The sequence below is a fragment of the Arenibacterium halophilum genome, assembly GCF_005938225.1.
Lineage (GTDB): Bacteria > Pseudomonadota > Alphaproteobacteria > Rhodobacterales > Rhodobacteraceae > Arenibacterium > Arenibacterium halophilum.
In genome coordinates this window covers 334,992-360,543 of the sequence record NZ_VCPC01000002.1, presented here as the reverse complement: position 1 = coordinate 360,543, position 25,552 = coordinate 334,992, and the positions used below count along the sequence as shown (strand labels likewise).

At 63.5% G+C, this 25,552-nt stretch carries 26 protein-coding genes and 1 riboswitch; of the genes, 16 read left to right on the top strand and 10 right to left on the bottom strand.

Annotation, left to right across the window (positions count from 1 at the left end):
- Window positions 1-24: 24 nt before the first annotated feature.
- Complete coding sequence (locus FGK64_RS08485) at window positions 25-258, bottom strand: hypothetical protein (RefSeq protein WP_138863387.1); 234 nt, start codon at window positions 256-258, stop codon at window positions 25-27.
- A gap of 116 nt (window positions 259-374) precedes the next feature.
- Here FGK64_RS08485 and FGK64_RS08480 point away from each other — a divergent pair, with 116 nt between their 5' ends.
- The 14 genes from FGK64_RS08480 to FGK64_RS08415 all read left to right on the top strand — a co-directional run bounded on the left by FGK64_RS08480 (window position 375) and on the right by FGK64_RS08415 (window position 14,594).
- Complete coding sequence (locus FGK64_RS08480) at window positions 375-1,259, top strand: ABC transporter permease (protein ID WP_171054073.1); 885 nt, start codon at window positions 375-377, stop codon at window positions 1,257-1,259.
- The gene (locus FGK64_RS08475) at window positions 1,256-2,062 is read left to right on the top strand and encodes an ABC transporter permease (RefSeq protein ID WP_138863385.1); all 807 of its coding nucleotides are present in this window, start codon (window positions 1,256-1,258) and stop codon (window positions 2,060-2,062) included. The genes FGK64_RS08480 and FGK64_RS08475 overlap by 4 nt, the downstream gene beginning before the upstream one ends.
- Window positions 2,063-2,157: 95 nt before the next feature.
- Window positions 2,158-3,477, top strand: coding sequence for a glutamine synthetase family protein (locus FGK64_RS08470; protein ID WP_138863384.1), 1,320 nt, complete (start codon window positions 2,158-2,160; stop codon window positions 3,475-3,477).
- Between the two features lie 76 nt (window positions 3,478-3,553).
- Window positions 3,554-4,240 (top strand): type 1 glutamine amidotransferase, encoded by a 687-nt coding sequence (locus FGK64_RS08465; RefSeq protein ID WP_138863383.1) that lies wholly within the window; start codon window positions 3,554-3,556, stop codon window positions 4,238-4,240.
- The gene (locus FGK64_RS08460; RefSeq protein ID WP_138863382.1) at window positions 4,237-5,595 is read left to right on the top strand and encodes a glutamine synthetase family protein; all 1,359 of its coding nucleotides are present in this window, start codon (window positions 4,237-4,239) and stop codon (window positions 5,593-5,595) included. Before FGK64_RS08465 ends, FGK64_RS08460 begins: the two co-directional genes overlap by 4 nt.
- A 21-nt stretch (window positions 5,596-5,616) precedes the next feature.
- Window positions 5,617-6,921, top strand: coding sequence for an NAD(P)/FAD-dependent oxidoreductase (locus FGK64_RS08455; RefSeq protein ID WP_138863381.1), 1,305 nt, complete (start codon window positions 5,617-5,619; stop codon window positions 6,919-6,921).
- A 45-nt stretch (window positions 6,922-6,966) separates the two neighbouring features.
- Window positions 6,967-7,087, top strand: a riboswitch (TPP riboswitch).
- 126 nt (window positions 7,088-7,213) lie between these two features.
- Window positions 7,214-8,998 carry a phosphomethylpyrimidine synthase ThiC gene (gene thiC, locus FGK64_RS08450; RefSeq protein WP_138863380.1) on the top strand — a complete coding sequence of 595 codons (1,785 nt, stop codon included), beginning with the start codon at window positions 7,214-7,216 and terminating at the stop codon, window positions 8,996-8,998.
- Window positions 8,995-9,933: an FAD-dependent oxidoreductase gene (locus FGK64_RS08445; RefSeq protein ID WP_138863379.1), complete on the top strand. Its 939-nt coding sequence runs from the start codon at window positions 8,995-8,997 to the stop codon at window positions 9,931-9,933. The genes thiC and FGK64_RS08445 overlap by 4 nt, the downstream gene beginning before the upstream one ends.
- Window positions 9,923-10,120 (top strand): sulfur carrier protein ThiS, encoded by a 198-nt coding sequence (gene thiS / locus FGK64_RS08440; RefSeq protein WP_138863378.1) that lies wholly within the window; start codon window positions 9,923-9,925, stop codon window positions 10,118-10,120. Before FGK64_RS08445 ends, thiS begins: the two co-directional genes overlap by 11 nt.
- Before the next feature lie 3 nt (window positions 10,121-10,123).
- Complete coding sequence (locus FGK64_RS08435) at window positions 10,124-10,882, top strand: thiazole synthase (RefSeq protein WP_138863377.1); 759 nt, start codon at window positions 10,124-10,126, stop codon at window positions 10,880-10,882.
- Window positions 10,879-11,490, top strand: coding sequence for a thiamine phosphate synthase (locus FGK64_RS08430; protein WP_138863376.1), 612 nt, complete (start codon window positions 10,879-10,881; stop codon window positions 11,488-11,490). The genes FGK64_RS08435 and FGK64_RS08430 overlap by 4 nt, the downstream gene beginning before the upstream one ends.
- The gene (locus tag FGK64_RS08425; protein ID WP_138863375.1) at window positions 11,487-12,455 is read left to right on the top strand and encodes a HesA/MoeB/ThiF family protein; all 969 of its coding nucleotides are present in this window, start codon (window positions 11,487-11,489) and stop codon (window positions 12,453-12,455) included. The genes FGK64_RS08430 and FGK64_RS08425 overlap by 4 nt, the downstream gene beginning before the upstream one ends.
- Before the next feature lie 131 nt (window positions 12,456-12,586).
- A complete protein-coding gene (locus FGK64_RS08420) occupies window positions 12,587-13,780 on the top strand; it encodes a DegT/DnrJ/EryC1/StrS family aminotransferase (RefSeq protein ID WP_138863374.1) in 1,194 nt (397 codons plus the stop codon).
- 172 nt (window positions 13,781-13,952) lie between these two features.
- The gene (locus FGK64_RS08415) at window positions 13,953-14,594 is read left to right on the top strand and encodes a TetR/AcrR family transcriptional regulator (protein WP_171054017.1); all 642 of its coding nucleotides are present in this window, start codon (window positions 13,953-13,955) and stop codon (window positions 14,592-14,594) included.
- 27 nt (window positions 14,595-14,621) lie between these two features.
- On the opposite strand, the gene phaR is transcribed toward FGK64_RS08415, so the two are convergent.
- From phaR to phaC, 3 genes are all read right to left on the bottom strand, one after another.
- A complete protein-coding gene (gene phaR / locus FGK64_RS08410; RefSeq protein WP_138863372.1) occupies window positions 14,622-15,170 on the bottom strand; it encodes a polyhydroxyalkanoate synthesis repressor PhaR in 549 nt (182 codons plus the stop codon).
- Between the two features lie 151 nt (window positions 15,171-15,321).
- Entirely contained in the window at window positions 15,322-15,765 is a 444-nt protein-coding gene (locus tag FGK64_RS08405; RefSeq protein ID WP_138863371.1) for a phasin family protein, read from the bottom strand.
- A gap of 149 nt (window positions 15,766-15,914) precedes the next feature.
- Window positions 15,915-17,720 carry a class I poly(R)-hydroxyalkanoic acid synthase gene (gene phaC, locus FGK64_RS08400; RefSeq protein WP_138863370.1) on the bottom strand — a complete coding sequence of 602 codons (1,806 nt, stop codon included), beginning with the start codon at window positions 17,718-17,720 and terminating at the stop codon, window positions 15,915-15,917.
- A 107-nt stretch (window positions 17,721-17,827) separates the two neighbouring features.
- Between phaC and phaZ the strand changes: the two genes are divergently transcribed.
- Both phaZ and FGK64_RS08390 read left to right on the top strand, forming a co-directional pair.
- Window positions 17,828-19,108: a polyhydroxyalkanoate depolymerase gene (phaZ, locus tag FGK64_RS08395; protein WP_138863369.1), complete on the top strand. Its 1,281-nt coding sequence runs from the start codon at window positions 17,828-17,830 to the stop codon at window positions 19,106-19,108.
- Window positions 19,109-19,113: 5 nt separating this feature from the next.
- Complete coding sequence (locus tag FGK64_RS08390; protein WP_138863368.1) at window positions 19,114-19,656, top strand: DUF6151 family protein; 543 nt, start codon at window positions 19,114-19,116, stop codon at window positions 19,654-19,656.
- Between the two features lie 6 nt (window positions 19,657-19,662).
- Here the strand turns inward: FGK64_RS08390 and FGK64_RS08385 are convergent, their stop codons facing one another.
- From FGK64_RS08385 to FGK64_RS08360, 6 genes are all read right to left on the bottom strand, one after another.
- Window positions 19,663-20,373, bottom strand: coding sequence for an alpha/beta fold hydrolase (locus tag FGK64_RS08385; protein WP_138863367.1), 711 nt, complete (start codon window positions 20,371-20,373; stop codon window positions 19,663-19,665).
- Between the two features lie 198 nt (window positions 20,374-20,571).
- Entirely contained in the window at window positions 20,572-22,266 is a 1,695-nt protein-coding gene (locus tag FGK64_RS08380) for a methyl-accepting chemotaxis protein (RefSeq protein ID WP_138863366.1), read from the bottom strand.
- Between the two features lie 15 nt (window positions 22,267-22,281).
- Complete coding sequence (locus tag FGK64_RS08375; protein ID WP_138863365.1) at window positions 22,282-22,560, bottom strand: hypothetical protein; 279 nt, start codon at window positions 22,558-22,560, stop codon at window positions 22,282-22,284.
- 74 nt (window positions 22,561-22,634) lie between these two features.
- The gene (locus FGK64_RS08370; RefSeq protein WP_138863364.1) at window positions 22,635-23,396 is read right to left on the bottom strand and encodes an alpha/beta fold hydrolase; all 762 of its coding nucleotides are present in this window, start codon (window positions 23,394-23,396) and stop codon (window positions 22,635-22,637) included.
- Window positions 23,393-24,217 carry a creatininase family protein gene (locus tag FGK64_RS08365; protein ID WP_138863363.1) on the bottom strand — a complete coding sequence of 275 codons (825 nt, stop codon included), beginning with the start codon at window positions 24,215-24,217 and terminating at the stop codon, window positions 23,393-23,395. The genes FGK64_RS08370 and FGK64_RS08365 overlap by 4 nt, the downstream gene beginning before the upstream one ends.
- Before the next feature lie 73 nt (window positions 24,218-24,290).
- Window positions 24,291-25,538 (bottom strand): MFS transporter, encoded by a 1,248-nt coding sequence (locus FGK64_RS08360; protein WP_138863362.1) that lies wholly within the window; start codon window positions 25,536-25,538, stop codon window positions 24,291-24,293.
- Window positions 25,539-25,552: the final 14 nt, after the last annotated feature.

Genomic DNA, 25,552 nt, shown 5'->3' with positions numbered 1-25,552 from the left:
TCGCGCCGCTTCCACATTCGGGCGTCAGCCGAACAGGGGATCCTCGAAACCTACCGGGACAAAGCCATCAGGAGAGAAGCTTTCGCCTTCAATATCGGGAACCTTGATGTACCCCTGCGGCGTGAACCCGAACAACGGATCTTCGAACACTGGCGGGGCTTCCTTGCCGAACAAAGGATCCTCGAACGCCTGGGGCAGGAATTCCCCGGTATCGATCACGGCAGGAATTGGTTTCTTGAAGACAAATTTGTCGGACATATCAATTCTCCTTAATAGATTGGCCGCCGGAAATATGCTGGCGACTGACGCAACCTTAACGCGACCACCCCGGCTGACCAGTCGGGTAAACCCTACCCTGTCGAAAGGCTGAACCGATTTTCGACTATTGCGCCGATCCTGACACGCTGACCGGGCTGACGTGGCTGTCGTGCTATGTCACGACCGGCGCGCATATGTCGTTCTACCTGGCCTTCCTGAAGGTGATCGGCCTGCTGGCCGTGACGGCGCCCGTGGCGCTGGGGTTCGGGTTCCTGGGGGCCATGGCTGCGCGGTCGCATATCGCGCCGCTGCGCTGGTTCGGCAAAACCTATATCGCGATCGTGCGGGGCGTGCCCGACATCGCCTTTTTCCTGTTCTTCGTCATCGCGCTGGACCAAGGGTTCGAATACATCCGCCACAAGGTGAAATGCCCCGATTGGGATGCCCCGATCCGACAGGGCAGCGATTTCATCGTCTGTCAGGCGGCGAAACTACCGCTGGGCACCTCGCCCGAGTGGGTGCATGAAACCTATGGCTTTGCGCTGGCGGTGCTGACCTTTGCCATCGTCTTCGGCGCCTTCGCCGCCAATGTACTGTTCGGCGGGATGCGCGCCGTGCCGCGCGCCCAGCTGGAAACGGCCGAGGCTTATGGCATGTCGCGGCGGCAGACCCTCTGGCGCATCCTTGTGCCGCAGATGTGGGTCTATGCCTTGCCCGGCCTGTCGAACCTGTGGATGGTGCTGATCAAGGCGACGCCGCTGCTCTTTCTGCTGGGGATCGAGGATATCGTCTATTGGGCACGCGAGTTGGGCGGAACCAAGACAGCGCGCTTCACCGACTACCCGCATGGCGACTGGCGGATGTGGTATTTCCTGTTCCTGCTGGTGTTCTATCTGGCCTTCACCCGCGTGTCCGAGATCGTGCTGAGCCGCATCATGATCCGGCTGGCCCACGGGCAGGCCACCACGGCGGGCGAGGCCCAGCGAAAGGCCGCCGCATGAGCTGTTTCCAGACAATCCAGGATTACGGGCTGCGCAGCCTTGGCATTGGCGAACGGCTGCTGCCGCGCAGCGACTTCACGCTGTGCGAACACTTTGTGCTCATTGGCTCGGGCATGATCTGGAACATCTATTTCGGCATTGTTGCGCTGCTGCTGGGGTTCTTCCTCGCGACCGCGCTGGCGGTGGCCAAGGCCTCTCCCCGGCGGATCCTGCGCAAGCCGGCGGAATGGTTCATCTTCCTGTTCCGGGGCTCGCCCCTGTTCATCCAGTTCTTCTTTGCCTATTTCCTGTTCCTCAACCTGAAAAGCCAATACCCGGTCTTCAGCCCCTTCACCGCCGCTTGGCTGGGCGCGCTGATCGTGCTGTTCCTGAACACCGCCGCCTACTCGGGCGAGATTTTCTATGGCGCGCTGCGGTCGATCCCCAAGGGCGATGTCGAGGCGGCGGATGCCTATGGCATGACAGGCTGGCCCCGGTTCCGGCGCATCGTCTGGCCCACCATGCTGCGGCTGGCCTGGCCCGCCTACACGAACGAGGCGATCTTTCTGTTCCACGCCACCACGCTGGTGTTCTTTTCCGGCTTTCCGGCCTGGCAGCAACGCGGCGACGCGCTGTATTACGCCAGCTACTTCGCGGACAAGACGTTCAACCCCTTTGTGCCCTACCCGATCCTGGCGGGTTACTTCATCCTGTTCACGCTGGTGGTGGTCACCGTCTTCGGTCTGATCAACCGGCGGCTGAACCGGCACTTGCCGCAGGAACGCCGCACCAAGATGCGGTTCCGCCCGAATCTGATCCGATAAATGCTCCGTTGCGGAATTTGATCAAATTCGCATGACAGGTCGCGCGGCATTGGCTAGACCTGTGTCATAATCAGCTTCACCACGGTCGTCTTTCCATGGATCTCAACCATTTCCCCACTTTCCGCGTTGCCGCCAGCGATCTGAACGGACAGATGCGCGGCAAGCGTGTGCCGCGCTCTTATGCTCAAAAACTCGACGAAGGCGTGGTGCGCATGCCGCTGTCGGTGCTGAACGTTGATCTTTGGGGCGCCGATATCGAAGACAGCCCGCTGGTGTTTGAAAGCGGCGATGCCGATGGCGTGCTGCTGCCCACCGACCGGGGCGCGGTGCCGATGCCCTGGCTCGAGGTGCCCTCGGCGTTGGTGCCGATGGCAATGTTCACCGACAAGGGCGCACCGTTCCAGGGCGACCCGCGCCATGCGCTGCAGGGCGTGGTGGATCGGTTCGACGCGCTGGGGCTGACGGTGATCGCCGCGACCGAGATGGAATTCACCCTGATCGACGACAGCGCGATGGCGCCCCATGCCGCGACCAACCCGGTGACGGGCCGCGCCATTGCCAATGCCGCAATCCTGTCTGTGCGCCAACTGGATTCGTTCGACGCCTATTTCAGCGAGCTTTACGAGGCCTGTGATGAAATGGGCATTCCCGCCGATACGGTGATTTCCGAAAGCGGGCTGGGCCAGTTCGAGGTGAACCTGACCCACCAAACGGCGATGCGCGCCGCCGACGATGCGTGGCTGTTCAAGACCTTGGTGCGCGGACTGGCGCGTCAGCACGGCTTTGCCGCGACCTTCATGGCGAAACCCTACCCCGACGACGCGGGCAACGGGATGCACCTGCATTTTTCCATCGTCGACAAGGATGGGCGCAACATCTTCGACGACGGCGGGCCGGGCGGAACGGATGCGCTGCGCCACGCGGTCGCGGGCTGCCTTGCCGCGATGCCCGACAGTTCGCTGATCCTGGCGCCGCACGGCAATTCCTATGAACGGCTGGTGCCCGGTGCCCATGCGCCGGTCAGCGCGGTCTGGGCCTATGAAAACCGCACCGCCGCCATTCGCATCCCCGGCGGCAGTCCGGCGGCGCGGCGCGTCGAACACCGCGTGGCGGGCGGCGACATCAACCCCTACCTGATGCTGGCCGCCGTGCTGGGGGCCGCGCTGGTTGGGCTGGAAGACAAGATGGAACCGCCCGCCCCGATCACCGGCAACGCCTATGAGATCACCGGCGTGCCGCGCCTTGCGCAATCCTGGGCCGAGGCGATCGACAGGTTCGAATCCTCGCCCCTGATGGCGCGCATCTTCGACCCGGCGCTGGTGGCGAACCTTGTCATGACCAAGCGGCAGGAGCTGGCGCGCTTTGCCGAAACCCCGCCCGACCGGCACTGGCTGTCCTACCTCGAAGCCGTCTGAGCCGCGACCACGGCCCCCCTTGTCGCCCGACGGCGGCTCGGGTAGCCTTGTTTTTGATCATATCCAAGTGTGTCCCATGCATATCGGTATCCTCCAGACCGGCCACGCCCCGAAAGAGCTTTCGGGCGAGTTCGATGATTATGACCTGATGTTCCAGTCGCTGCTGGGCGGGCATGATTTTACCTTCACCACCTACGATGTGGAAAACGGAACCCTGCCCGACAGCGCGGCCGAGGCCGATGGCTGGCTGATCACCGGGTCACGACATGGCGCCTACGAAGATCACCCCTGGATCGCGCCGCTTGAAACGCTGATCCGCGAGATCAAGGACAAGGGCCAGCCGCTGGTCGGCGTCTGTTTCGGGCACCAGATCATTGCGCAGGCGCTTGGCGGCAAGGTCGAAAAATACCCCGGCGGCTGGGCCATCGGGCGCACCGAATACGACATGGGCGACCGCAAGATCGCGCTGAACGCCTGGCATCAGGATCAGGTGACCAAGCTGCCCCCCGGCGCGACAGTGCTGGGCAGCAACGATTTCTGCGCCAATGCGATCCTGTCCTATGGCGACAGCATCCTGACAATCCAGCCCCACCCCGAGTATGACGCCGATTTCATCGCCGGGCTGATCCGCACGCGCGGCAAGGGCGTTGTTCCGCCCGAATTGCTGCACAGCGCGGGCGAGCTGCTCAGCTCGGGGCCCGTTCACAAATCAGACATGGCCACGATGATGGCCAATGTCTTCCTAACCGCGAGCAAATCATGACCGAATGGACAGACAACCTGCCTCAGGCGGCCCGCGACTATCTGGAAAACCGCCGACTGGACGAGGTGGAATGCATCGTCTCGGACCTGCCCGGCATCGCGCGGGGCAAGGCGGTTCCCGCATCGAAATTCGCGCGACAGGCCTATTTCCACCTGCCTGACAGCATCTTCTTTCAAACCATCACCGGCGACTGGGGCGAAGCGGCGGGCGAGGACGGGTTCATCGAACGCGACATGATCCTGAAACCGGACATGTCGACCGCCACCGCCGCCCCCTGGACGGGCGACTGGACGCTTCAGGTGATCCACGACGCCTATGACCGCGACGGCGACCCGATCCCGTGCAGCCCGCGCAACGTGCTGAAACGGGTGGTGCAGCTGTACAAGGATCAGGGCTGGAAGCCCGTTGTCGCGCCGGAAATGGAATTTTTCCTTGTGGCGCGCAACCTTGACCCGGCCAAGGAAATCGAACCGATGATGGGCCGCTCGGGCCGGCCCGCCGCCGCGCGGCAGGCCTATTCGATGACGGCGGTGGATGAATTCGGCCCCGTGATCGACGACATCTATGATTTCGCCGAGGCGCAGGGGTTCGAGATCGACGGCATCACGCAGGAAGGCGGCGCCGGCCAGTTGGAAATCAACCTGCGCCACGGCGACCCCGTCAAGCTGGCGGACGAGGTGTTCTACTTCAAACGCCTGATCCGCGAGGCCGCGCTGCGTCACAACTGTTTTGCGACCTTCATGGCCAAACCCATCGCCGATGAACCCGGCAGCGCGATGCACATTCACCATTCGATCATCGACATGGAAACCGGGCGCAACCTGTTTTCCGGCCCGCAGGGTGGCGATACCGATGCGTTTTTCAACTTCATCGGTGGCTTGCAGGCGCATCTGCCCTCGGCCATCGCGGTGCTGGCGCCCTATGTGAACAGCTATCGCCGCTACGTGAAGGACCACGCCGCGCCGATCAACCTGGCCTGGGGGCGCGACAACCGCACCACCGGCATCCGCATCCCTCTGTCCTCCCCCGACTCGCGCCGGATCGAAAACCGGCTGGCGGGGATGGACTGCAACCCCTACTTGGGCATCGCGGCCAGCCTGGCCTGCGGCTATCTGGGGCTGATGAATGATCTGCGCCCCGAAAAGCAGTTCCGCGGCGATGCCTATGACGGGGACGAGGATATTCCCCGCGTGCTGGGCCAGGCGCTGGATCTGTTCGACGAGGCGGTGGACCTGCACAGCGTGCTGGGCGAGGAATTCGCCCGCGTCTATTCCATCGTGAAACGCACCGAGTACGAGGAATTCCTTCAGGTGATTTCGCCGTGGGAACGTGAACACCTGCTGCTGAACGTCTGATCCGGCCGGGGCCGTGTTGCGATGAACCTTCTTGATGCCAATGACCGCGCCGGGCAATACCCACCCAGCTGGTACGCGGCAACGGCGAGCGCTTTGCCGCCGTTCGCGCCCCTGACGGGCGAAGTGCGCGCCGATGTCTGCGTCGTCGGCGCGGGATACACCGGGCTGTCGGCGGCGCTGCATCTGGCGCAGGCGGGGCTGTCTGTCGTCCTGCTCGAGGCGCAGCGCGTCGGGTTCGGCGCCTCGGGGCGCAACGGCGGGCAGCTGGGCAGCGGCCAGCGGGTCGAACAGGACGGGCTGGAACCGCTGGTCGGCATGGAGGCGGCGCAAAAGCTGTGGTCGCTGGGGGAAGAGGCCAAGGCTCTGGTCCGCACCCTGATCCGCGATCATGACATCGCCTGCGATCTGAAACCGGGGGTGGCGCATATCGGGTTCACCGCGCGCGAAACGGACGAGCTGCACCGCTACGCCGATCATATGCGCGACCACTATGGCTATGACCAGATCGAAACGCTGGATCATGACGCCTGCCAGGCGCTGTGCCCTTCGCCCGCCTATCACGGCGGCACGCTGGACATGGGGGCCGGGCACCTGCACCCGCTGAACTTTGCGCTGGGTCTGGCGCGGGCGGCGCAGGGTGCGGGCGTGGCGATTCACGAAACAAGCCGCGTGCAGAAGATCACGCCGGGCGCCAAGGTGCGGATCGACACCGACCAGGGCCATGTGCTGGCCGATCACGCGATCCTGGCCTGCAACGGCTACCTGGGCGATCTGAACCGGCAGGTGGCCGCGCGGGTCATGCCGATCAACAATTTCATCGCCGCCACCGCGCCGCTGGGCGATGACGCCGCCCGCGTGCTGACCCGTGACGTGGCCGTGGCGGATACGAAATTCGTGGTCAATTACTTCCGCCTGTCCGCCGACAAGCGGCTGCTGTTCGGGGGCGGCGAAAGCTATGGCTATCGTTTTCCCGCCGACATCGCCGCCAAGGTGCGCAAACCGATGTCCGAGATTTTCCCGCATCTGCGCGATATTCCCATCGACTATGCCTGGGGCGGGACGCTGGCGATCACCATGCGTCGCCTGCCCTACCTCGCGCGGGTGGGGCCGAACATCCTTTCGGCCTCCGGTTATTCCGGTCACGGGCTGGGCACGGCGACCCATGCCGGGATGCTGATGGCCCGCGCCATCCAAGGCCAGGCCGAGGGGTTCGACACCATGGCCGCCCTGCCCATTCCCGCCTTCCCCGGCGGCGCGGCACTGCGCAGCCCGCTGCTTGTGCTTGCGATGAGCTGGTACGCCCTGCGCGACCGGCTGGGAATCTAGGCGCGCAAGATCCCGGTTGACGGCCCGCCGCAATCTTGTACGGTCCCCCTACGTCAGGGGAGTCCCGCCAAGGGGACTGAGAGGCTGACAGGGGGAAACCCCGGTGACGCGACCCTTTGAACCTGACCCAGTTGATGCTGGCGTAGGAAGACCGAGGGACATTCCACCGATATTGCCGGATGGCGCGGTTGGTCCTTTCGGGCCGAAGGGCCTGTTGCGCATTGCCGCCACCGGCCTGTGGGCCGCTTTCTGCCACCTGTTTCCATTGGGTCTTTTCGCAAGGAGAGAACATATGAACACCCCCGCCCACACCGTCACCACCGGGCCGCTACCCGCGTCGCGCAAGATTTACGTGCCGGGCCAGCTGCACCCGATCCGCGTGCCGCTGCGCGAGATTGCGCTGTCGAACGAACCGGCGCTGTCGGTCTATGACAGCTCGGGCCCCTATACCGACCCGACCGCGCAGATCGACGTGGCGCGCGGCCTGCCCGACCTGCGCGGCGACTGGATCGCGGCGCGCGGCGACACCACCGAATACGCGGGCCGCGCGGTGACGGATGCCGACAACGGATTTGCCACAGGCGACCGGCTGACCCCGGCCTTTCCGCATCAGCGCGCGCCGCTGCGCGCCACCGATGGTGCCGTCACCCAGATGGCCTATGCCCGCGCCGGCATCGTGACCGCCGAAATGGAATTCGCCGCGATCCGCGAGAACGAAGGCCGCTTGGCCGCGCATTCCCGCGATGGCGATCCGATGGGCGCCACCCTGCCCGACTTGGTGACGCCCGAGTTCGTGCGCGACGAAATCGCCGCAGGCCGCGCCATCATTCCCGCCAACATCAACCACCGAGAGCTGGAACCGATGGTGATCGGGCGCAACTTTCTGGTGAAGATCAACGCCAATATCGGCAACTCGGCTGTCACGTCGAGCATGGCCGAAGAGGTCGAGAAGATGGTCTGGGCGATCCGCTGGGGCGCGGATACGGTGATGGATCTGTCGACGGGGCGCAACATTCACAACATCCGCGACTGGATCATCCGCAATGCGCCGGTGCCGATTGGCACCGTGCCGCTGTACCAGGCGCTGGAAAAGGTCGACGGCATCGCCGAGAACCTGACGTGGGAGGTGTTTCGCGACACGCTGATCGAACAGGCGGAACAGGGCGTCGATTACTTTACCATCCACGCGGGCGTGCGGCTGCATATGGTGCCGATGACGGCCAAGCGGGTGACAGGCATCGTGTCGCGCGGCGGGTCGATCATGGCGAAATGGTGCCTGCATCACCACCGCGAGTCGTTCCTGTATGAACATTTCGACGAAATCTGCGACATCGCCCGCGCCTATGATGTCAGCTTCAGCCTGGGCGACGGGCTGCGCCCCGGGTCCATCGCCGATGCCAATGACGCGGCACAATTCGCCGAGCTTGAGACCTTGGGAGAGCTGACGAAAATCGCCTGGGCCAAGGACTGTCAGGTGATGATCGAAGGCCCCGGCCATGTGCCGATGCACAAGATCAAGGCCAACATGGACGAGCAGATCGAACATTGCCAGGACGCGCCGTTCTATACGCTTGGGCCGCTGACCACCGACATCGCGCCGGGGTATGACCACATCACCAGCGCCATCGGGGCTGCGATGATCGGTTGGTTCGGCACGGCGATGCTGTGCTACGTCACGCCCAAGGAACATCTTGGCCTGCCCGACCGGGACGACGTGAAAACCGGCGTCATCACCTACAAGCTGGCCGCCCATGCCGCCGATCTGGCCAAAGGCCATCCCGGCGCCCAGCGCCGTGACGATGCGATCAGCCGCGCCCGGTTCGAATTCCGCTGGGAAGATCAGTTCAACCTTGGGCTTGATCCCGACACCGCGCGCGAGATGCACGACGAAACCATGCCGAAAGAGGCGCATAAGGTCGCGCATTTCTGTTCGATGTGCGGGCCAAAGTTCTGCTCGATGAAGATCAGCCATGACATCCGGGCCGAGGCCGAGCGTGCCTCGGGGATGGAGCGGATGGCCGAGAAGTTCCGAGAAGGCGGCGAGCTTTATGTACCCGCCAAGGAACCGGCGGAATGATCACCGTTCTGGGGGCCGGAGTGGCGGGGCTGTGCGCTGCCACCGCGCTGCGCGAGGCCGGCCATGCGGTCACCGTGGTGGAGGATGCGCGCAACGCACCCGTCTCGCGCATGGCGGGCGGGATGCTGGCGCCCTTTTGCGAGTCCGACGGCGCGCCCTCAGAGGTGACAGTGCGCGGCCAAAGCACGGTGGACTGGTGGGCCGCGCGGGTGCCGGGCGTGGCGCGGCACGGAACGCTGGTGGTGGCCGCTGCTCGTGACGGCGGCGAGTTCACCCGTTTCGCGCGTGCCACCACGGGCCACGCCACGGTTGATCCCGGCACGCTGGAACCCGATCTGGCCGGCCGGTTTCGCCGCGCGCTGTTCTTCGCGGACGAGGGCCATCTTGATCCGGTGGACGCGCTGGCCGCGCTGCGCCAGTCGCTGGTGGATCGCGGCGTTGCCTTCCGCGCGCCGGGTCCGATGTCAGGCAACCGGGTGGTCGATTGCCGGGGCTGGGCGGCGCGCGATGCGCTGCCCGACCTGCGGGCCGTGCGGGGGGAAACGCTGCTGCTGCATGCGCCCGACGTGCGGCTGACCCGACCCGTCCGGCTGCTCCATCCGCGCTTTCCCTGCTACATCGTGCCCCGCGGCGGGCATCATTACATGGTGGGCGCGACGATGGTGGAAACCGCGCGCAGCGACGGCATCACGCTGCGCTCGGCGGCCGAGCTGATGTCGGCGGCCCACACCATCCACCCCGGATTTGCCGAGGCAGAGGTGACAGGCATGGCCGCCGGTCTGCGCCCCGCCTTTCCCGACAACTTGCCCGCGCTGCGCTTCGCTGGCGCGCGGGTGCATCTGAACGGGCTGTACCGCCACGGCTTTCTGCTGGCCCCGGCGCTGGCGGGTGACCTGGTGCAGCATTTCGCAAAGGAGAGCGCCAATGCGCATTGATCTGAACGGCGCGCCGGTCGACACCGCCGCCGCAACCTTGGCCGATCTGATCGCCGAACGCGACCTGCCCGAACACTCGGTCGCCACCGCGCTGGACGGGCAATTCATCCCCCGCACGGCGCGGGCGCAGGCCCGACTGGCGCCGGGCGCGCGGGTCGAAATCCTGTCACCGATGCAGGGAGGATAATCCATGTTTTACGGAGTCGACCTGACCAGCCGCCTGATGCTGGGCACCGCGCAATACCCTTCGCCCCATGTGCTGCAACAGGCGATTGCCGCCTCGGGGGCCGAGGTCATCACCGTCTCGCTGCGCCGGGAAGGCGCCGATGGCGCGGCGTTTCGCGAGATTCTGGCCGCAAGCGGCGCGCGGGTTTTGCCCAATACCGCTGGCTGCCACAGCGCGGTCGAGGCGGTGACCACGGCGCAGATGGCGCGTGAACTGTTCGGCACCAACTGGATCAAGCTCGAGGTCATCGGCCATGCCGACACGCTGCAACCCGACCCCTTCGCGCTGGTCGAGGCGGCGCGCAGCCTGTGCGCCGACGGGTTTCAGGTGTTTCCCTACACCACCGAGGATCTGATCGTGGGCGAATACCTGCTGGAGGCCGGGTGCGAGGTGCTGATGCCATGGGGCGCGCCCATTGGCACGGGGCACGGCCTGCGCAACCCCGAGGGGCTGCGCGCGATGCGGGCGCATTTCCCCGACGTGCCGCTGGTGATCGACGCCGGGATCGGCGCGCCCAGTCAGGCGGCGCAGGCGATGGAAATGGGGTTCGATGCGGTGCTGCTGAACACCGCCGTCGCCCGCGCGGGCGACCCTGTCGCCATGGCGCGCGCCTTCGGGGCCGCCGTGCAGGCGGGGCGCGAGGCCCATGACGCCGGGCTGCTGCCGCCGCGCGACATGGCCCATGCCTCGACCCCGATCCTTGGCCTGGCGGAATTGGCATGAGCTGGCTTGATCCCTTTTACCCCATCGTCGGCCATGTCTCGCTACTGGAACTGCTGGTGCCGCAGGGCGCGCGGCTGATCCAGCTGCGGCTGAAGGACATGCCTGCCCCCGAGCTGCGCCGCCAGATCGCCCGCGCGCGTGACATCTGCGCCGTGCATGGCGCGCAGCTGGTGGTGAACGACTATTGGGAACTGGCGCTGGATCTGAACTGTTCCTTCGTCCACCTTGGTCAGGAAGACATGGCACGTGCCGATTTCGCCGCGCTGCGCCGTGCCGGGGTACGCGTGGGCCTGTCGACCCATGACGACGCAGAGCTTGAAACCGCGCTGGCGCAAGGGCCTGCCTATGTCGCGCTGGGTCCGGTCTATCCGACGCTGCTGAAGCAGATGCCATGGGCGCCTCAGGGGCTGGACAAGCTGGGCAGATGGAAGCGCCGGATCGGGGATTTGCCGCTGATCGCCATCGGCGGGATGACACCCGAGCGCGCACCGGGGGCGCTGGCGGCGGGGGCCGACAGCGTGGCGGTGGTGACCGATATTGTACAATCCGGCGATCCCGAGGCGCGCTGCCGCGCATGGGTCGCAGCCACCGAAAGCGCGCGGCGATGAGCCGCTATTCCCGCCAGACGGTGCTGCCCGAGGTTGGCCCCAGCGGTCAGGCCCGGCTGGCGCGCGCCCGTGTGCTGGTGATCGGCGCCGGAGGACTTGGCGCGACCCTGCTGCCGCAACTGGCCGGGGCGGGTGTCGGGAAGATTGACGTGGTGGACGCGGATACCGTGTCGCTGTCGAACCTGCACCGACAGACCCTGTTCCGCATGGATCACATAGGCCAGCCCAAGGCGCAGGTGGCCTGCGCCGAACTGCGCCGCCTGAACCCCGAGGTGCAGGTAACACCGCATATCCGGCGCGCCGATCCCCCCGCCCTGCGCGACCTGCTGCAAGGCGTGGACATGACGATTGATGCCGCCGATTCCTTTGCGCTGAGCTATGCCCTGTCCGATCTCTGCCTTGCGCGGGGGATCCCGATGATCTCGGCCTCGGTGCTGCGGCGCGAGGGCTATGTCGGCGGATTCTGCGGCACCGCGCCCAGCCTGCGTGCCCTGTTTCCCGATCTGCCCGATACACTTGGGTCCTGCGACACGGCCGGAGTCATGGGGCCAGCCGTCGCGATGTTGGGGGCCTTGCAGGCGCAGATGGCGCTGTCGGTTCTGCTGGGGCATGTGCCGTCGGCTTTGGGTCAGCTGATGCGCTGTGATCTGGCGACATGGCGGGTGGCCTCGCTGCGGTTTGATGGCGCGCCCGAGCCCGCAGCCCCCGGCCCCGCGATCCTTGGCCTGTCCGAGATCACCGAAGCCCACGATGTGTACGACCTGCGCGATGAGACCGAGGCCCCTGACCCGGCGCACCCAAAGGCACAGCGGCTGTTGCCCGACGAAATGCCCCGCTTTCGCCCCGCGCCGGGGCGGCAGACGGTGTTTGCCTGCACCTCTGGATTGCGGGCGTGGCGGGCGGTGCGGGCGCTGCCCGAGACGGATCAGCCGGCTGTTGCCATTCTGGCCGCCGGGGCCGCCTGACAGCCACTGTTTCGCAGCCGCAACAATACCCGCGCCATGACATTATTTTGTCATGACCTTGGGTCATTCAGGCTTTGTCATCGCCCCGAACTGTTTTACCTTTTCCAAAGGTCGAATTAAGGAAAACCAAAATGACTCAGGCTCCAGACGTTCATCAGGCTGAACCGATCCCCGCCGCCGCCCGCGAGGCGATCGAGGCGCTGCTGCAATCGGGCGACCTGTTCCGCTATACCGCGCCGCAGGATGCGCCCGTCGCCCTGCTCGAGGCTGAATTCGCCGCCATGATGGGCAGCAAATTCGCGCTGGCCGTGTCGTCCTGTTCGGCGGCGCTGTTCTTGTCACTCAAGGCGCTGGACCTTCCGCGCGACGCCCGCGTGCTGATCCCGGGCTTTACCTTCGCTGCCGTGCCCTCGGCCGTGGTCCACGCCGAATGCGTGCCCGTCCTGTGCGAGGTCGGCAGCAACTACCGCCTTGATATGTCGGATTTCTCACGCAAGCTGGACGACGATATTTCCGCCGTCATCATCAGCCACATGCGCGGCCATACATCCGACATGGACACGATCATGGCTCTGTGCGAGGCGCGCGGCATCCCTGTGATCGAAGATGCGGCGCATTCGCTGGGCACCACCTGGCATGGTCGCAAGATTGGCACCATCGGCAAGATCGGTTGCTTCTCGTTCCAGTCCTACAAGATGATCAACGCCGGCGAAGGTGGCATCCTGATCACCGACGACGCCGATCTGGTCGCCCGCGCGATCATCATGTCAGGCGCCTACGAACACAACTGGAAGAAACACCCGGTGCTGCAGGATGCCTTTGCCCGTCACCAGAACACGCTGCCGCTGTACAACCAGCGTATGGGCAACCTTTCGGCCGCAGTGATCCGCCCGCAGCTGCCCGAGCTGGCCCGCCGTGTACAGGATGGCCGCCGGGGGCATGACTACGTGGCCGAACGGCTGAACACCTCGGCCTATATCGAGGTGCCGGAAAAGCTGGCACCTGAACAGCGCGCACCGGATTCGATCCAGTTCAACCTTGTCGGCCTGAGCGATGCCGAGATCGACGCGTTTTCCGATGCTGCCGCCGCGCGGGGCATCAAGGTGCAGATCTTCGGCCGGTCCGACGACAACGCCCGCGCTTTCTGGAACTGGAAATTTCTGGGCGACATTCCCGATCTGCCGCAGACCCGTGCCATGCTGATGACAGCCTGCGACGTGCGCCTGCCGGTTCATCTGAGCAGAGCCGACTATGATGCCATCGCCCATATCCTGCTGGATGCGATGGACGAGGTGACCAGCCCGGTGCGCGCCTTCGGCACCTGACACTGGCCTGATCCGCCTGTCCCCCCGACAGGCAGAACACACTTATAGCGCGAAAAGCCCGAAGGAATACCACCTTCGGGCTTTTCATTTCGAAAGGGTAGCGCAAGCAGCCTTGAGTTGGATGCGGCGGTTTTTCAATATTGTTTCAGGCTGATCGATGGAATTGGCGGACATGACTTTGGACGACACCGCGCCGACGCGGCGCGAACAGATAATTCAAGGCGCCTACGACACGCTTCGCAAGAATGGGCTGCCGCATCTATCCTATGACAGCATCGCCGCCGAAACCGGGCTGACGCGCCAACTGATCCGATACCACTTTTCATCGCATGAAGATTTGATGCTGGAAGTCTGCGATCTGGTGGCTGCTGTCTATCGCGAGGCGCTGATTTCCACCGCCGGACAGCTGAAAGGCCCCGCGCGCGTTGATGCTTTTCTGGATTTCTACTTTGATCTTCTGGATGCAAAACGCAAACCCCGCGACGATCAGGTATATGACGCCATGCTGTCGCTGGCGACGAAATCGCGCCCGATCCGCGAAAACCTTGCCAATCAATACCGGCTGGTGGGGCAGGTTCTAAGCCACGAATTCTCGGTCCAGTTTCCGGATTTGACCGCGCAGGCCGCCGAAGAGCTGTCGTTTCTGTTCGTCAGCCTGATGTATGGCCATTGGAAAATGGTCGCGTCGCTTGGGTTTTCCGAGGATCACCGCCACATCACGCGCCAGGCGATTGACCGTTTGATTCGATCCTACTGCGATATGCCGCCGGAACCGGGCACGAAACGGGTGCTATGGGCGCAAAAGGGCCTGTAACCCGACTTTCAAGTCGAAAGTAGTGAACTATTTCAGTTTCGACAGTTTCGCCTGCAGCTCCGCCAGCTGTTTCTTGATGGCATCCAGATCGCCGTCGTCGCCTTCGCCGTCCTTTTCCGGCTCGGGGCCGCTGCTGCCGCTCCACCCGCTGGTCATGGCTTTCAGAAACGCATCCTGCTGTGCCTGCATCACCTCGAATCCGGGCATCTTGGCGATCGGGTTCATCGCGGTCATGTTCTTGACCATCTTTTCCTGGCTCTCGCGCAGCATGTCGAAGGACGATTGCAGGAACTGAGGCATCATCCCACCGCCGGGCACCATGTAGCTGCGCACCAGATCGTTCAGCACGGTCACCGGCAGGACGTTTTCACCCCGGCTTTCATGTTCGGCGATAATTTGCAGCAGATATTGCCGGGTCAGGTCGTCGCCGGACTTCAGGTCGACAATTTGAACCTCGCGGCCTTCGCGGATGAAGCGCGCGATATCTTCAAGCGTCACGTAATCGCTGGTTTCGGTGTTGTATAGCCGCCGGCTTGCGTAGCGTTTTATCAGCAGCGGCTTCTGGGGTTCGGCCATTCTGTTCGCTTCCCGAAATGATGCGTTGCAGCAAACCCTAAGCCAGCAAAAAACAAAAAGAAAGGGCGGGTCTTGCGACCCGCCCCTGCGATTGTACCGGTTGGGAGGAGTTGGTACAGATCGGCAATCGTTAAACGATCACTTGCCACGCTTACTTGGCAGCGGCCTTCTTGGCGGCCGTGGTCATGTCGCTGCTGGCTTTCTTGACAGCGGCGGTCGCGTCTTCGGTCAGATCCTTGCCAGCAGCCATCATCAGCTCAACCGTGTCCATCTGGACTTTCTTGGCGATCTCGGCGAAGGCGGCCATGTTTTCGGCAGCCACTTCGGCCGATGCCGATGCGAAATCGGTCATTGCCTTGGCGTAATCGGCGGGCTCGGATTTTGCTTTCGACATGTCGGCCAGCTTGGACAGCGTGTCCTTGGTCCACTTGCTGGAAATCTCGGCCGATTTCTCGGCGGCTTCCAGAGCGACGCCCGACAGTTTTTCATTCAGCGTTGCGGTGGTTTTGAATGCATCGTCGAACGCCATGGTGTCTACCGGGAAGGCGCCCATCATGTCTTTCATCATGGTGGTGAAGTCTTGGGTCTTTGCCATAACTAAATTCCTTTTCGGCTGTTCGGGACGGCCCCGTGTTTTGTTCAGCTGTCAGGAATATGCATGCTGCACCGCAGCAATTCAAGGTTTTTTTCTGCGGTGCAGCAAAAAAACCTGCTGCACCAGCAAAATCATCGGGTTAGCGGCGGTCAGACCTTGGCTTTGACCTTTACGTAGGTGCCGGGGGCGGGCGAAAGCGGTGGATGATCCGAATCGCCGACCTCGCGCGCGGCGATCTGCTTGCCCGATTTCGCCTTCAGCCAATTGCCCCACAGAGGCCACCACGACCCTTCGTGAAACTCGGCTTGCGCCTGCCAGTCATTGGCAGACAACGAAAGATCGTTATTGGTATAATGGCCGTATTTGTTTTTCGACGGCGGGTTCACGATGCCCGCGATATGGCCCGACTGCGTCATTATGAAGGTCTTGTTCTTGCCCCCCATCTGCTGCACCCCGCGATAGCAATCCTTCCACGCCGCGATGTGGTCGGTCTCGCAGGCAACCGAGCACAGCGGCACATCCACCTCGCTCAGCTTCAGCTTGTGGCCCATCAATTCATAGCCGTCGTTGGCGAATTCATTGCCCTGGCACAGTCCGCGCAGATACTGCACCGCCATCTTGCCCGGCAGGTTCGACCCGTCGCCGTTCCAGTACAGAAGATCGAAGGCGGGCGGCGCCTCGCCCATCATGTAGCTGCGGATGGCGGGGGTATAAACCAGATCGTTCGAGCGCAGATAGCTGAAGGTCCGCGCCATGATATAGGATCGCAGGTACCCTTTGCGCTGCACTTCGGCCTCGATCCCGTCGATAAAATCGTTACTGAGGAAAGGCGTGAATTCCCCCTGATCCGAGAAATCGGTAAGCGCGGTAAAGAAGGTTGCGGATTTGACCGACTTGTCGCCCTGCTGTTTCAGCAGCGACAGCACCAGCGCCAGTGTGGTCCCCGCGATGCAGTAACCAACGGCGTTCACCTGCTTGACGCCGCAGATCGCCTTGATCTCGCGGAAGGCAGCCAGATAGCCATCTTCGATGTAATCCTCCATCCCGATCTCGGAATAGGTGACATCGGGGTTGATCCAGCTGACCACGAACAGCGTGTAGCCCTGCTCGGTGATCCATTTGATCAGGCTGTTCTGGGCTTTCAGATCAAGAATGTAGAACTTGTTGATCCAGGGCGGAAAGATCACCAGCGGTATCTCGTGCACCTTGTCGGTGGTCGCCTTATACTGAATCAACTCCATCATGCGGTTGCGATACACCACCTCGCCTTCAGAGGTGGCGATGTTACGCCCCAACTCGAACGCCGTGTCGTCGGCCAGCCGCACGACAAGCTCGCCGTCGTTCGCCTCCAGGTCCGCGACCAGATTCTCCAGCCCCTGCACCAGCGATTGCCCCTCGGTCGCGACGGCCTTTTCCAGTGCATCCGGGTTGGTGCCCAGGAAATTGGTCGGCGCCATCATGTCGACGATCTGACGCGCGAAATAAGTCAGGCGTTTCTTTTCTGTCGCGTCCAATTCCTCGACCGACTGGACGGCATCCTCGATCGCCTTCGAATTGATCTGGTACTGCTGCTTGATGAAGTTGAAATAGGGGTGCGTGTCCCACAGCGGATTGGCAAAGCGCCGGTCCTTCGGGCCCGGGTCGTCGGGCGCTTGCAACTTGCCCTTGGCCAGCGCGCTTTGTGCCTCGGCGAAATGCGCGACCGAGCGGCCCCAGTACTGCACCTGCTGTTCCAGAAACTTGGCCGGGTTCTGCACGGCTTCGGCCCAATAGGCTGTTGCTGCATGTGCAAACAGTTCATGATTCGGGCCGTTCAAGGCCGGATCATGCGTCGTTTTATGAGACATCACATCGACAAGCCTGCGCGACAATGCCTCGACTTTTTCAAGATTTTCCGCAAGTCGTTCAAAATGTTCCGGGACAGGCTGGGTGCCCTCGCCTTCCGTTGTTGTCATCTCAACAATTCCCCCCTACTCTTGCTGCTATGCAGAATACTGTCGCCGCTTTCGGGAGGCAAAGCGACGAATTGACCGCTCTGCCGACCCGACTCAGGAGACACGATATGCGTTACATGCTGACCTACGACCTGATGGAAACGATGCGGAACACCAACGAATGGCTTGGTGCCTCCGCCCGCGCGCTGGCGTCCTACCCGGCCTTCGCGATGGTCCCGAACCCCGGGTTGCAATGGATGGAAGCCTGGGGCGAGGTGACGGAACGCACCTTCAGCCGGATGGTCGTGAAACCCGACTGGGGCATTCACAGCGTGACAGGCCCCGATGGCCGCGACCACCTTGTCGAGGTTGAAACCGTCATCGAACGTCCGTTTGGCGATCTCATTCACTTCCGCGTCTCCGGGTCCGAGCCCTGCAAACGCAAGGTGCTTCTTGTGGCGCCGATGTCGGGCCATTATGCAACCTTGCTCCGCTCTACCGTGCAAAGCCTGCTGGGCGATGTCGAGCTTTATGTGACCGATTGGCATAATGCGCGCGATATTCCCGTCAGCGCCGGTAAATTCGACATCGAGGATTATACTCTCTACCTCGTCGATTTCATGCGCGAACTTGGCCCCGACACCCATGTGATCGCCGTCTGCCAGCCCGCGCCGCTGACGCTGGCCGCCACCGCCTATCTGGCCGAGCAGGACCCGGAGGCGCAGCCGCGCTCCCTCACGCTGATCGGTGGCCCGATCGACCCCGATGCCACCCCGACCGAAGTGACCGATTTCGGCGCCCGCGTTACCATGGGCCAGCTTGAGTCGGCCATGATCCAGCGTGTCGGGTTCAAATATCCGGGTGTCGGACGGCTGGTCTATCCCGGTCTGCTGCAGCTGTCGTCCTTCATGTCGATGAACGCCGAACGCCACGGCAAGGCCTTTACCGACCAGATAAAGCGCGTTGCCGATGGGCAGGCGTCCGACCATGACGCGCACAACCGGTTCTACGACGAATATCTTGCCGTGATGGATATGACCGCCGAATTCTACCTCTCGACGGTGGAGCGCATCTTCAAGAACGGCGAAATTGCCAAGAACGAATTCGTGGTCGATGGCCACAAGGTCGATATCGGCAAGATCACCAAGGTCGCCGTGAAAACCGTCGAAGGCGCGAACGACGACATTTCCGCACCGGGCCAGTGTGTTGCTGCGCTGAAACTCTGCACCGGACTGCCGGACGAGATGAAAGCCAGCCACCTTGAACCCGGCGCCGGGCACTACGGTATCTTCGCCGGCAAATCCTGGCGCAACAACATCCGGCCGCTGGTGCTGGATTTCATCGATGCCAACAACGGCACCCCCGGCAGCAAGACGGCCAAGAAACCTGCCAACAAGAACGCGGCCTGAGCGCAATGGCAGGCGTGGCTTTTGGCTGCGCCTGCGGCGCGGTGTCGGGCCGGGTTGATCCTTGCACCCGGCATTCGGGCACACATGTTCAGTGCTTCTGCACCGATTGTCGGCGCGCCGACCTTCACCTTGACCAGCCCGACCCGGCAAATTCCGGCGTCGGGCTTTTCATTACCACCGCCGACACGGTGAGTTTTGCCACCGGGGTGGACCAATTGGCCTGTTTTCAAATGTCCCGCTCCGGCCCGCTGCGATGGTATGCGGCCTGCTGCACCACTCCGCTGTTCAATACGTCCCCGAAACGACAGTTCCCATTTGTCGCTGTCCACGTCGGGCGATTGGTTGATCGTGATGTCTTGGGCCCGGTCAAGCTGCGCACCTTTCGCCCTTCGGGAAACGGCCGCAGCCGTCATTCGGGCAATCCAATCGCCTTCTTTCAAGTGGTTGGTCGGGTTATATCAGCACGCGTGACCGGTCGCTGGCGCAAGACGCCGTTTTTTGATAACGTCAGCGGGCGTCCGATCATTGCGCCGCAGCGGGTCATATAGACAGACCTACCATAGAACCAAAGGCGCCTGAAGCCAGTTCTCCAACATCGTGGTCACCTGCGCAGGTTGCTCCAGCGGAGCCATGTGCCCTGCGTTTTCGATGACATGCAGTTGGGCATTCGGCATCAATTCGGCCACAAACTGGTGGCGTTTCAAAGGCGTGACCCTATCGTCGGCTCCACAGGCAATGAGGGTAGAGACTTTGGCGCGGCGCAGAATGGCCTGCTGATCCCGCGCGCGCTGCATTGCCCTGACTTGCCGCACAAAGACATCGGCGCCAAGGTCGCGCGCCATTTCGGCAAGCAAAGCTTTCGTCAGCGGCCGGTTTGACCCTTCGGCCAGCAACTGCGACGGGCGTATTGTGTCCAGCGCATCCTGAAGCCGGCCTGCTTGAGCCGCGATGATCGCATCCTCGCGCGCCGCGGCCTGAGCCGGGGCTTCGGGCAAGGGGCTGCCGCCCATAAGACACAGCCGATCAATCCGATCGGGCGCCTGGCGCAGGATATCCATCGCGACTGTCGCGCCAAAGTTCAGCCCGAACAGCGCAAATCGCGCGGGCAGCTCGGCGAGCAGTTCGCTGGCGATCGCCTCGAACCGCGCGGCGCGGGTCACCGGAGCCACCGTGATCGTCCATCTGGCGGAGAGTTCGTTCATCTGGGGCCAGAACGCCCGTGAATCACACATCACGTCTGGCAATAACACCAAGGGGATGCTCATCCTGCCCACTCCGCCTGTATGCCGTGCCCATTCATTTGCCGTGACCAGCGATCTGATGGTACCACAGACGAAAGATGGGGCGGCGTCAATTGACACCGCCCCAAACAGGCAGGATCCGGCTAAGGCCTCGCGTGCCGGATTTCGCGTCAGATACGTTCGCGGACGGTGGAGTGCAGGGTGCAGCCCGTGGGCACGCTGTCAGGCAGCGCTGGCGCGAGGAACCGATCCTGACGTCTCGGCATCTATCCTGAAGTTCATGATCGCGGAATGAAGCTCGCGCGTGCCGTTCAGAAGGGTTTCACTGGCAGCAGCGGTTTCTTCGAACATTGCCGCGCTCTTCTGAGTGACCGAGTCGAGCTTGGACAATGCCCCGTTGATATCGGCGACCGAAGAGGACTGCTTTTCTGCATTGGTGGCAATTTCAACAACGCGCTGCACGATGCCGTTCACAGCAGAGGTGATGGTGGAATTCACATCCCCGGATTGGCGCACAAGACCGACACCCTCAGCGACACGCACGTCACTTTCTGCGATCAAGGTCTTGATCTCCTGAGCGGCTTCGGAACTGCGCATGGCCAGGTTGCGCACCTCCGAGGCCACCACGGCAAAGCCCCTGCCGCTTTCTCCGGCACGCGCGGCCTCGACCCCGGCGTTGAGCGCCAGCAGATTGGTCTGGAACGAGATTTCATCAATCACGCCAACGATTTTCTGAATTTGGTTCGAGCTTGTCTCGATGGCCCCCATGGCCACCACCGCCCGCTGGACCAGCTCGGCGCTGGCCGCGACTTCCTGCCGGGTATCGTCTGCTTCGGTCTGGGCGTCGCGCGCGGATTGGGCGGTTTCGCGAACCCGGTCGGTAAGCGAGGACATGTTCGATGAAATCTCGGCCAAGGTGGACGCCTGGCTTTCGGTCCGGCGAGACATGTCACCCGAGGCGGCGGCCAGTGCGTTGGCTTCGGTTCCAATGACATCGGCGGCCTGACGCACGGCGGCCAGAGTCATACGCAGCCCTTCGGTGGCCGCGTTGAAATCGGCTTTCAACCCGTCATATTCCGGGTCGAGGCGCGCATTGATATTGGCGCAAAGATCGTTGTTGCGCAAAGCCTTGAGGCTTTCACGCAGCGCATCGACGGCGGCGCGCTGCTGTTCAGCGATCTCTTCGCGGTGGCGCAATTCGCGCTCGGAGCTTTCGCGCCCTTCCCGTTCCAGAGTTGCGGCGCGCTTTGCCTGCTCTTCCGCCTTGGTCAGCGCCTCCTGCGCGCGGGCCTCGGATTTGGCAGAGGCTGTTTGTGCGGCTTCCGCCTCGCGCAGCGCGGCTTCCACGTTCTGGCGCGACTGTTCTGCCTCGGCGCTGGAGCGTTCCAGGTCGGCGTTCTGCAGGTTCATTTGCGCGGCAAGCTGCTTTTGATGGTACACCGCGTAAACCAACGCCGCCGTTTCCATAACAAGGATCACAGCGTGCAGGGCGGTGCGCGGAATATTCTCCGCAATGCTGGCCGAAGGGAAAACAAGGCTGGGCATGATGAACGTCAAAGACAGGTGATGCACAGCGACCACCAGCGTCGCTCCCAGGATCGCGCGGATGTCGTACAGAATCGTCGTGACAGCCAGCAACGCGAAATACAGCATGTGGGTATCAATCTGCCACGGATGCCCGGCAAATGCCGCGTTCAGCACCACGGCCTGCGCAGTCAGCGCCTGTGCCGCGCCGGTGCGCGCAACCGCTGGAGAAAATCGCTGGGCGACCGTGCCCGCCAGCGCGAACACAGCAGCGATCCCTGCGACAACCGCGACATCAGCCCCGGTGAACCAGGCGGCGGCAGCCGAGGCCACCGGCCCGGCCCAAGCGCCGGTTGCCAGCCACTTCGCCTCGCGCGTGTATTCATTCGTCATATCCGTACCCACTGATTATCCCCTGCACCAATTCGCCAAAAACTGCCCATCGAAAACGCCAATAGCCCCAGCCGCGTTGGCCCGTGCGATAAAATCGGGGCTTTCAGGTTGCGCCAGCACCGCCATAGGCGACATTTCAGGCCCGATCCGCGCACCACCGGACAGGGCCACGATGCCGTCGGGATCGTGCCAAGGCAGCGCGATCACCAGCACCGGCGCCCCCGGCAGCGGTGGATGTGCAGCCAGAACCACGACCGGCCCGGCCAGGACCGCCAGAACGGGCAGAAGTATCATGCCGAGGAAGTTCATACGAAAGCCTGTATCGATTCATTCGACGCAGACTTTTGCACACAGGGATTTCCAGCCGGTTAATGCCGCCCCGGCACAGACATGGACGCCACCTCGGCCACGGCAGTTTCGATCAAGCCAAGGCAAGCTTCATCGGAAAACCGATGATCGGCGCCGCGCACCAGCGTCAGGCGCATGTCGTCGCATTCAGCGTGATCCAGCAGGCGCAGCGCAGTTTCGGTGCTGACGGCGCTATCGGCGGTGCCCTGAAGGCAACGCACCGGGAACGGCAGTGACAACGGCGCGCGCAGCACCAGATGGTCGCGCCCATCCTGGACCATGCGTCGCGTTACGATGTAGGGCTCCATGTAATCGGACGGCAGTTCGACATGGCCGACCGTTTCAAGCGCCTGTTTCTGCGCGTCAGAAAAATTCGCCCAATAGCCATCTTCGGTGAAATCCGGGGCGGCAGCGATGGTAACCATGCCAGCGACGCGTTCGGGCCGGGCGCGGGCCAGAAGCAACGCCTGCCAGCCGCCCATGGAAGACCCGACGACGATCAGAGGCCCCTGCACCACTGCATCCAACAGCGCGAGCGTGTCCTGATGCCAATCGCCGATGCAGCCCTCCTCAAAAGTGCCGCTGCTGATCCCGTGGCCGGAATAGTCGAAGCGCAAGAACGCCTGTCCGCGTGCGGCGCACCATGCATCTAGATGCAGCGCCTTGGTGCCGTCCATGTCGGATTTCAGCCCGCCCAGGAACACCACCGTGGGCCCGGTGCCGGGGGTCAGGTGATAGGCGATCCGCCGCCCTTGCGGCGTATGGAATTGCAGCGCGCTCATGCGCCGTCTGTCCGGAAGGGCACGCCGCCGGTGGCACCCTCGCGCAGGTCTTTCGCAGGCGCCCATGTGGCCGGATCGCGGATCAGCCGCGCCAATGCCTTGGCGCTGACCTCGAACAGGCGTTCGCCCTTTTCCGCCGTCGCGCGAGCCGGATCGCCCGCCACGCCATTGCCCGTCATGTGCACGAAAGGACGCCAGCGATAGGCCGAGCGCCCGGCGCGCAGGAATGTCGGCCCCTCGGAGGCATCGTTGGCGAGGCTGCCGAGATCGGAGGTATCGACCAGACCGGGTTCAACCGCCATCATCATCGCGGTTTCCCCTTCGCAGGCATGGGCCAGACCGGGCTGATCTTCGAGGATCTCGCCGATCTCGGCCGCCGCCTCGCTGGGGTAGGTCACCGCGACCAGCGTGGCATCGACCTGCGAGGACAATTCATCGCAAATCTGCTGCATCGCGATGATATTGCCGCCGTGACTGTTGGAGATCAGGATGTCGTGGAACCCGTGCCGCACGAGCGAGTCGATCAAGTCGGCCAGAACGGCGCGGAAGGTGCCATGCGACAGGGTGAGCGTGCCGCCATAGGGCATGTGATGTTCACTGAGCCCCGACCAGACGACCGGCGTCACTACGACGGGCCGCGTGTCATAGGCCAGCCGCGCGGCGCGCACGGCGACCTCGTAGCCCAGTTTCGTGTCGGTCATCACCGGCAAATGCGGCCCGTGCTGTTCGATCGAGGCGATCGGCAGGATCACCACCGCGTTCTGTTGGGCAAGGGCACGCAATTCGTGCGCCTTGAGGCGCGACCAATCGACTTCGTTCATCTTAGATCCTTCCGGGGCATTTCGCGGGCATACTGGCCCCGGCTCCGGGGAAGGACAAGCGAAAGCGCGGGGTCTAGCCTTGTTCAACCTCGTTCAACCCGCGCCCGACCAGTGCGGCGGCAAATGCCATCGCGGCAAAGCCCGCAAGCACCCAGGCCGGCCCCACGACCGAGCCAAGCCCGCCAACCACGCCAACGGCCAGCAGTGCCACGCCTATCACCGTGTTCGACACGGCGGTATAACTGGCGCGCTGATCCTCGGGTGCCATATCGACCAGATAGGTTGACCGGCCTTGCCGCACCCCGTGATAGGCCACCATCAGCACCAGCAGGATGGCAGGCAGTACGCCCGGGATGGCCTCCACTCCGGATAACCCCGCGCCCACAGCCGCCAGCAGCGCCACGCCGCCCACCAGACCCGAGCGGATCAGCACCAGCCGCGAAGACCGATCTGCAAGCCGCCCCCAGACATAAGAGCTGACAAGGCTTGCAACGGCAGACGCCAGCAGCAGCGCGCCCAGCGCGTTCAGCTCGGCCCCACCCAGCAACACGATGTAAGGCGGTGCCAGCGCGGTCGAGACCAGCAAACCCCGCGTCGCGATGAAGCGCCAGAGTTGCGGATTGTCGCGCAGCACGGCCCGTAACGTGATTTTGGAGTCGCCATTGTCGTCAGATGCCTCCTCGCGCAGCCGCGACATCACCAAAGCCGCAATGCCCCAGAAGGTCGCCGCCAGTGCAATCGCCCCGACGACAAGCGTGCGGTTCTGAAACAGGCCCGACATCAGCAAAAGCGCCAGCACAATCACCGCCACGGCCGACACCGACCCGGCCAGCCCGGTGATCGCGCCGCGCCGACGCTTGGCGATAGTCTTGCCCAGAATATCCTTGAACGACACGGAACAGGCGGCGCGGAACAGCGCCAGCACCGCCAGAGCGGCGCAGATCGCCAAACCGGCGGCCACGCCCTCCAGCGTCAGGGCTGCCAGTACGATCAGCCCGGCACAGGCGCCCTGCCCTGCGCTGCCCGCGACCCACATCCACTTGCGATACCGCATCGCCTGCACGCGGGGGGCCAGCACGATCTGCGGCAGCAACGCCCCCGCTTCACGCAGAGGCACCAGCGCGCCGATCAGATACCCGGGCGCGCCCAGCGCCGTCATCAGCCAGCTCAGGATAAGCTTGGGGTCGATCAGCCCGTCGGCCACCTTGGTCAGCGACAGCGCCATCACATGACGCAGGCCGTTATGGGCTTCGGTCTGGTCCATCCCCTCGGCACCGGTGGCACGGCGCAGGAACGTCTTGCTGAAGGTCGCATCGGCCATGGCTTGGGTGTCCT

Bases quoted from the DNA above. Each gene is read 5' to 3' on its own strand.
- FGK64_RS08435 (WP_138863377.1), top strand. From the start codon at position 10,124: ATGTTTTACGGAGTCGACCTGACCAGCCGCCTGATGCTGGGCACCGCG.
- FGK64_RS08380 (WP_138863366.1), bottom strand. From the start codon at position 22,266: ATGACGAATGAATACACGCGCGAGGCGAAGTGGCTGGCAACCGGCGCT.
- FGK64_RS08485 (WP_138863387.1), bottom strand. From the start codon at position 258: ATGTCCGACAAATTTGTCTTCAAGAAACCAATTCCTGCCGTGATCGAT.
- FGK64_RS08445 (WP_138863379.1), top strand. From the start codon at position 8,995: ATGATCACCGTTCTGGGGGCCGGAGTGGCGGGGCTGTGCGCTGCCACC.
- FGK64_RS08460 (WP_138863382.1), top strand. From the start codon at position 4,237: ATGACCGAATGGACAGACAACCTGCCTCAGGCGGCCCGCGACTATCTG.
- FGK64_RS08370 (WP_138863364.1), bottom strand. From the start codon at position 23,396: ATGAGCGCGCTGCAATTCCATACGCCGCAAGGGCGGCGGATCGCCTAT.
- FGK64_RS08465 (WP_138863383.1), top strand. From the start codon at position 3,554: ATGCATATCGGTATCCTCCAGACCGGCCACGCCCCGAAAGAGCTTTCG.
- FGK64_RS08365 (WP_138863363.1), bottom strand. From the start codon at position 24,217: ATGAACGAAGTCGATTGGTCGCGCCTCAAGGCGCACGAATTGCGTGCC.
- FGK64_RS08430 (WP_138863376.1), top strand. From the start codon at position 10,879: ATGAGCTGGCTTGATCCCTTTTACCCCATCGTCGGCCATGTCTCGCTA.
- phaZ (WP_138863369.1), top strand. From the start codon at position 17,828: ATGCGTTACATGCTGACCTACGACCTGATGGAAACGATGCGGAACACC.
- FGK64_RS08405 (WP_138863371.1), bottom strand. From the start codon at position 15,765: ATGGCAAAGACCCAAGACTTCACCACCATGATGAAAGACATGATGGGC.
- FGK64_RS08455 (WP_138863381.1), top strand. From the start codon at position 5,617: ATGAACCTTCTTGATGCCAATGACCGCGCCGGGCAATACCCACCCAGC.
- FGK64_RS08425 (WP_138863375.1), top strand. From the start codon at position 11,487: ATGAGCCGCTATTCCCGCCAGACGGTGCTGCCCGAGGTTGGCCCCAGC.
- thiC (WP_138863380.1), top strand. From the start codon at position 7,214: ATGAACACCCCCGCCCACACCGTCACCACCGGGCCGCTACCCGCGTCG.
- FGK64_RS08390 (WP_138863368.1), top strand. From the start codon at position 19,114: ATGGCAGGCGTGGCTTTTGGCTGCGCCTGCGGCGCGGTGTCGGGCCGG.
- thiS (WP_138863378.1), top strand. From the start codon at position 9,923: ATGCGCATTGATCTGAACGGCGCGCCGGTCGACACCGCCGCCGCAACC.
- phaC (WP_138863370.1), bottom strand. From the start codon at position 17,720: ATGACAACAACGGAAGGCGAGGGCACCCAGCCTGTCCCGGAACATTTT.
- FGK64_RS08475 (WP_138863385.1), top strand. From the start codon at position 1,256: ATGAGCTGTTTCCAGACAATCCAGGATTACGGGCTGCGCAGCCTTGGC.
- FGK64_RS08375 (WP_138863365.1), bottom strand. From the start codon at position 22,560: ATGATACTTCTGCCCGTTCTGGCGGTCCTGGCCGGGCCGGTCGTGGTT.
- FGK64_RS08385 (WP_138863367.1), bottom strand. From the start codon at position 20,373: ATGAGCATCCCCTTGGTGTTATTGCCAGACGTGATGTGTGATTCACGG.
- phaR (WP_138863372.1), bottom strand. From the start codon at position 15,170: ATGGCCGAACCCCAGAAGCCGCTGCTGATAAAACGCTACGCAAGCCGG.
- FGK64_RS08360 (WP_138863362.1), bottom strand. From the start codon at position 25,538: ATGGCCGATGCGACCTTCAGCAAGACGTTCCTGCGCCGTGCCACCGGT.
- FGK64_RS08470 (WP_138863384.1), top strand. From the start codon at position 2,158: ATGGATCTCAACCATTTCCCCACTTTCCGCGTTGCCGCCAGCGATCTG.
- FGK64_RS08420 (WP_138863374.1), top strand. From the start codon at position 12,587: ATGACTCAGGCTCCAGACGTTCATCAGGCTGAACCGATCCCCGCCGCC.
- FGK64_RS08415 (WP_171054017.1), top strand. From the start codon at position 13,953: ATGACTTTGGACGACACCGCGCCGACGCGGCGCGAACAGATAATTCAA.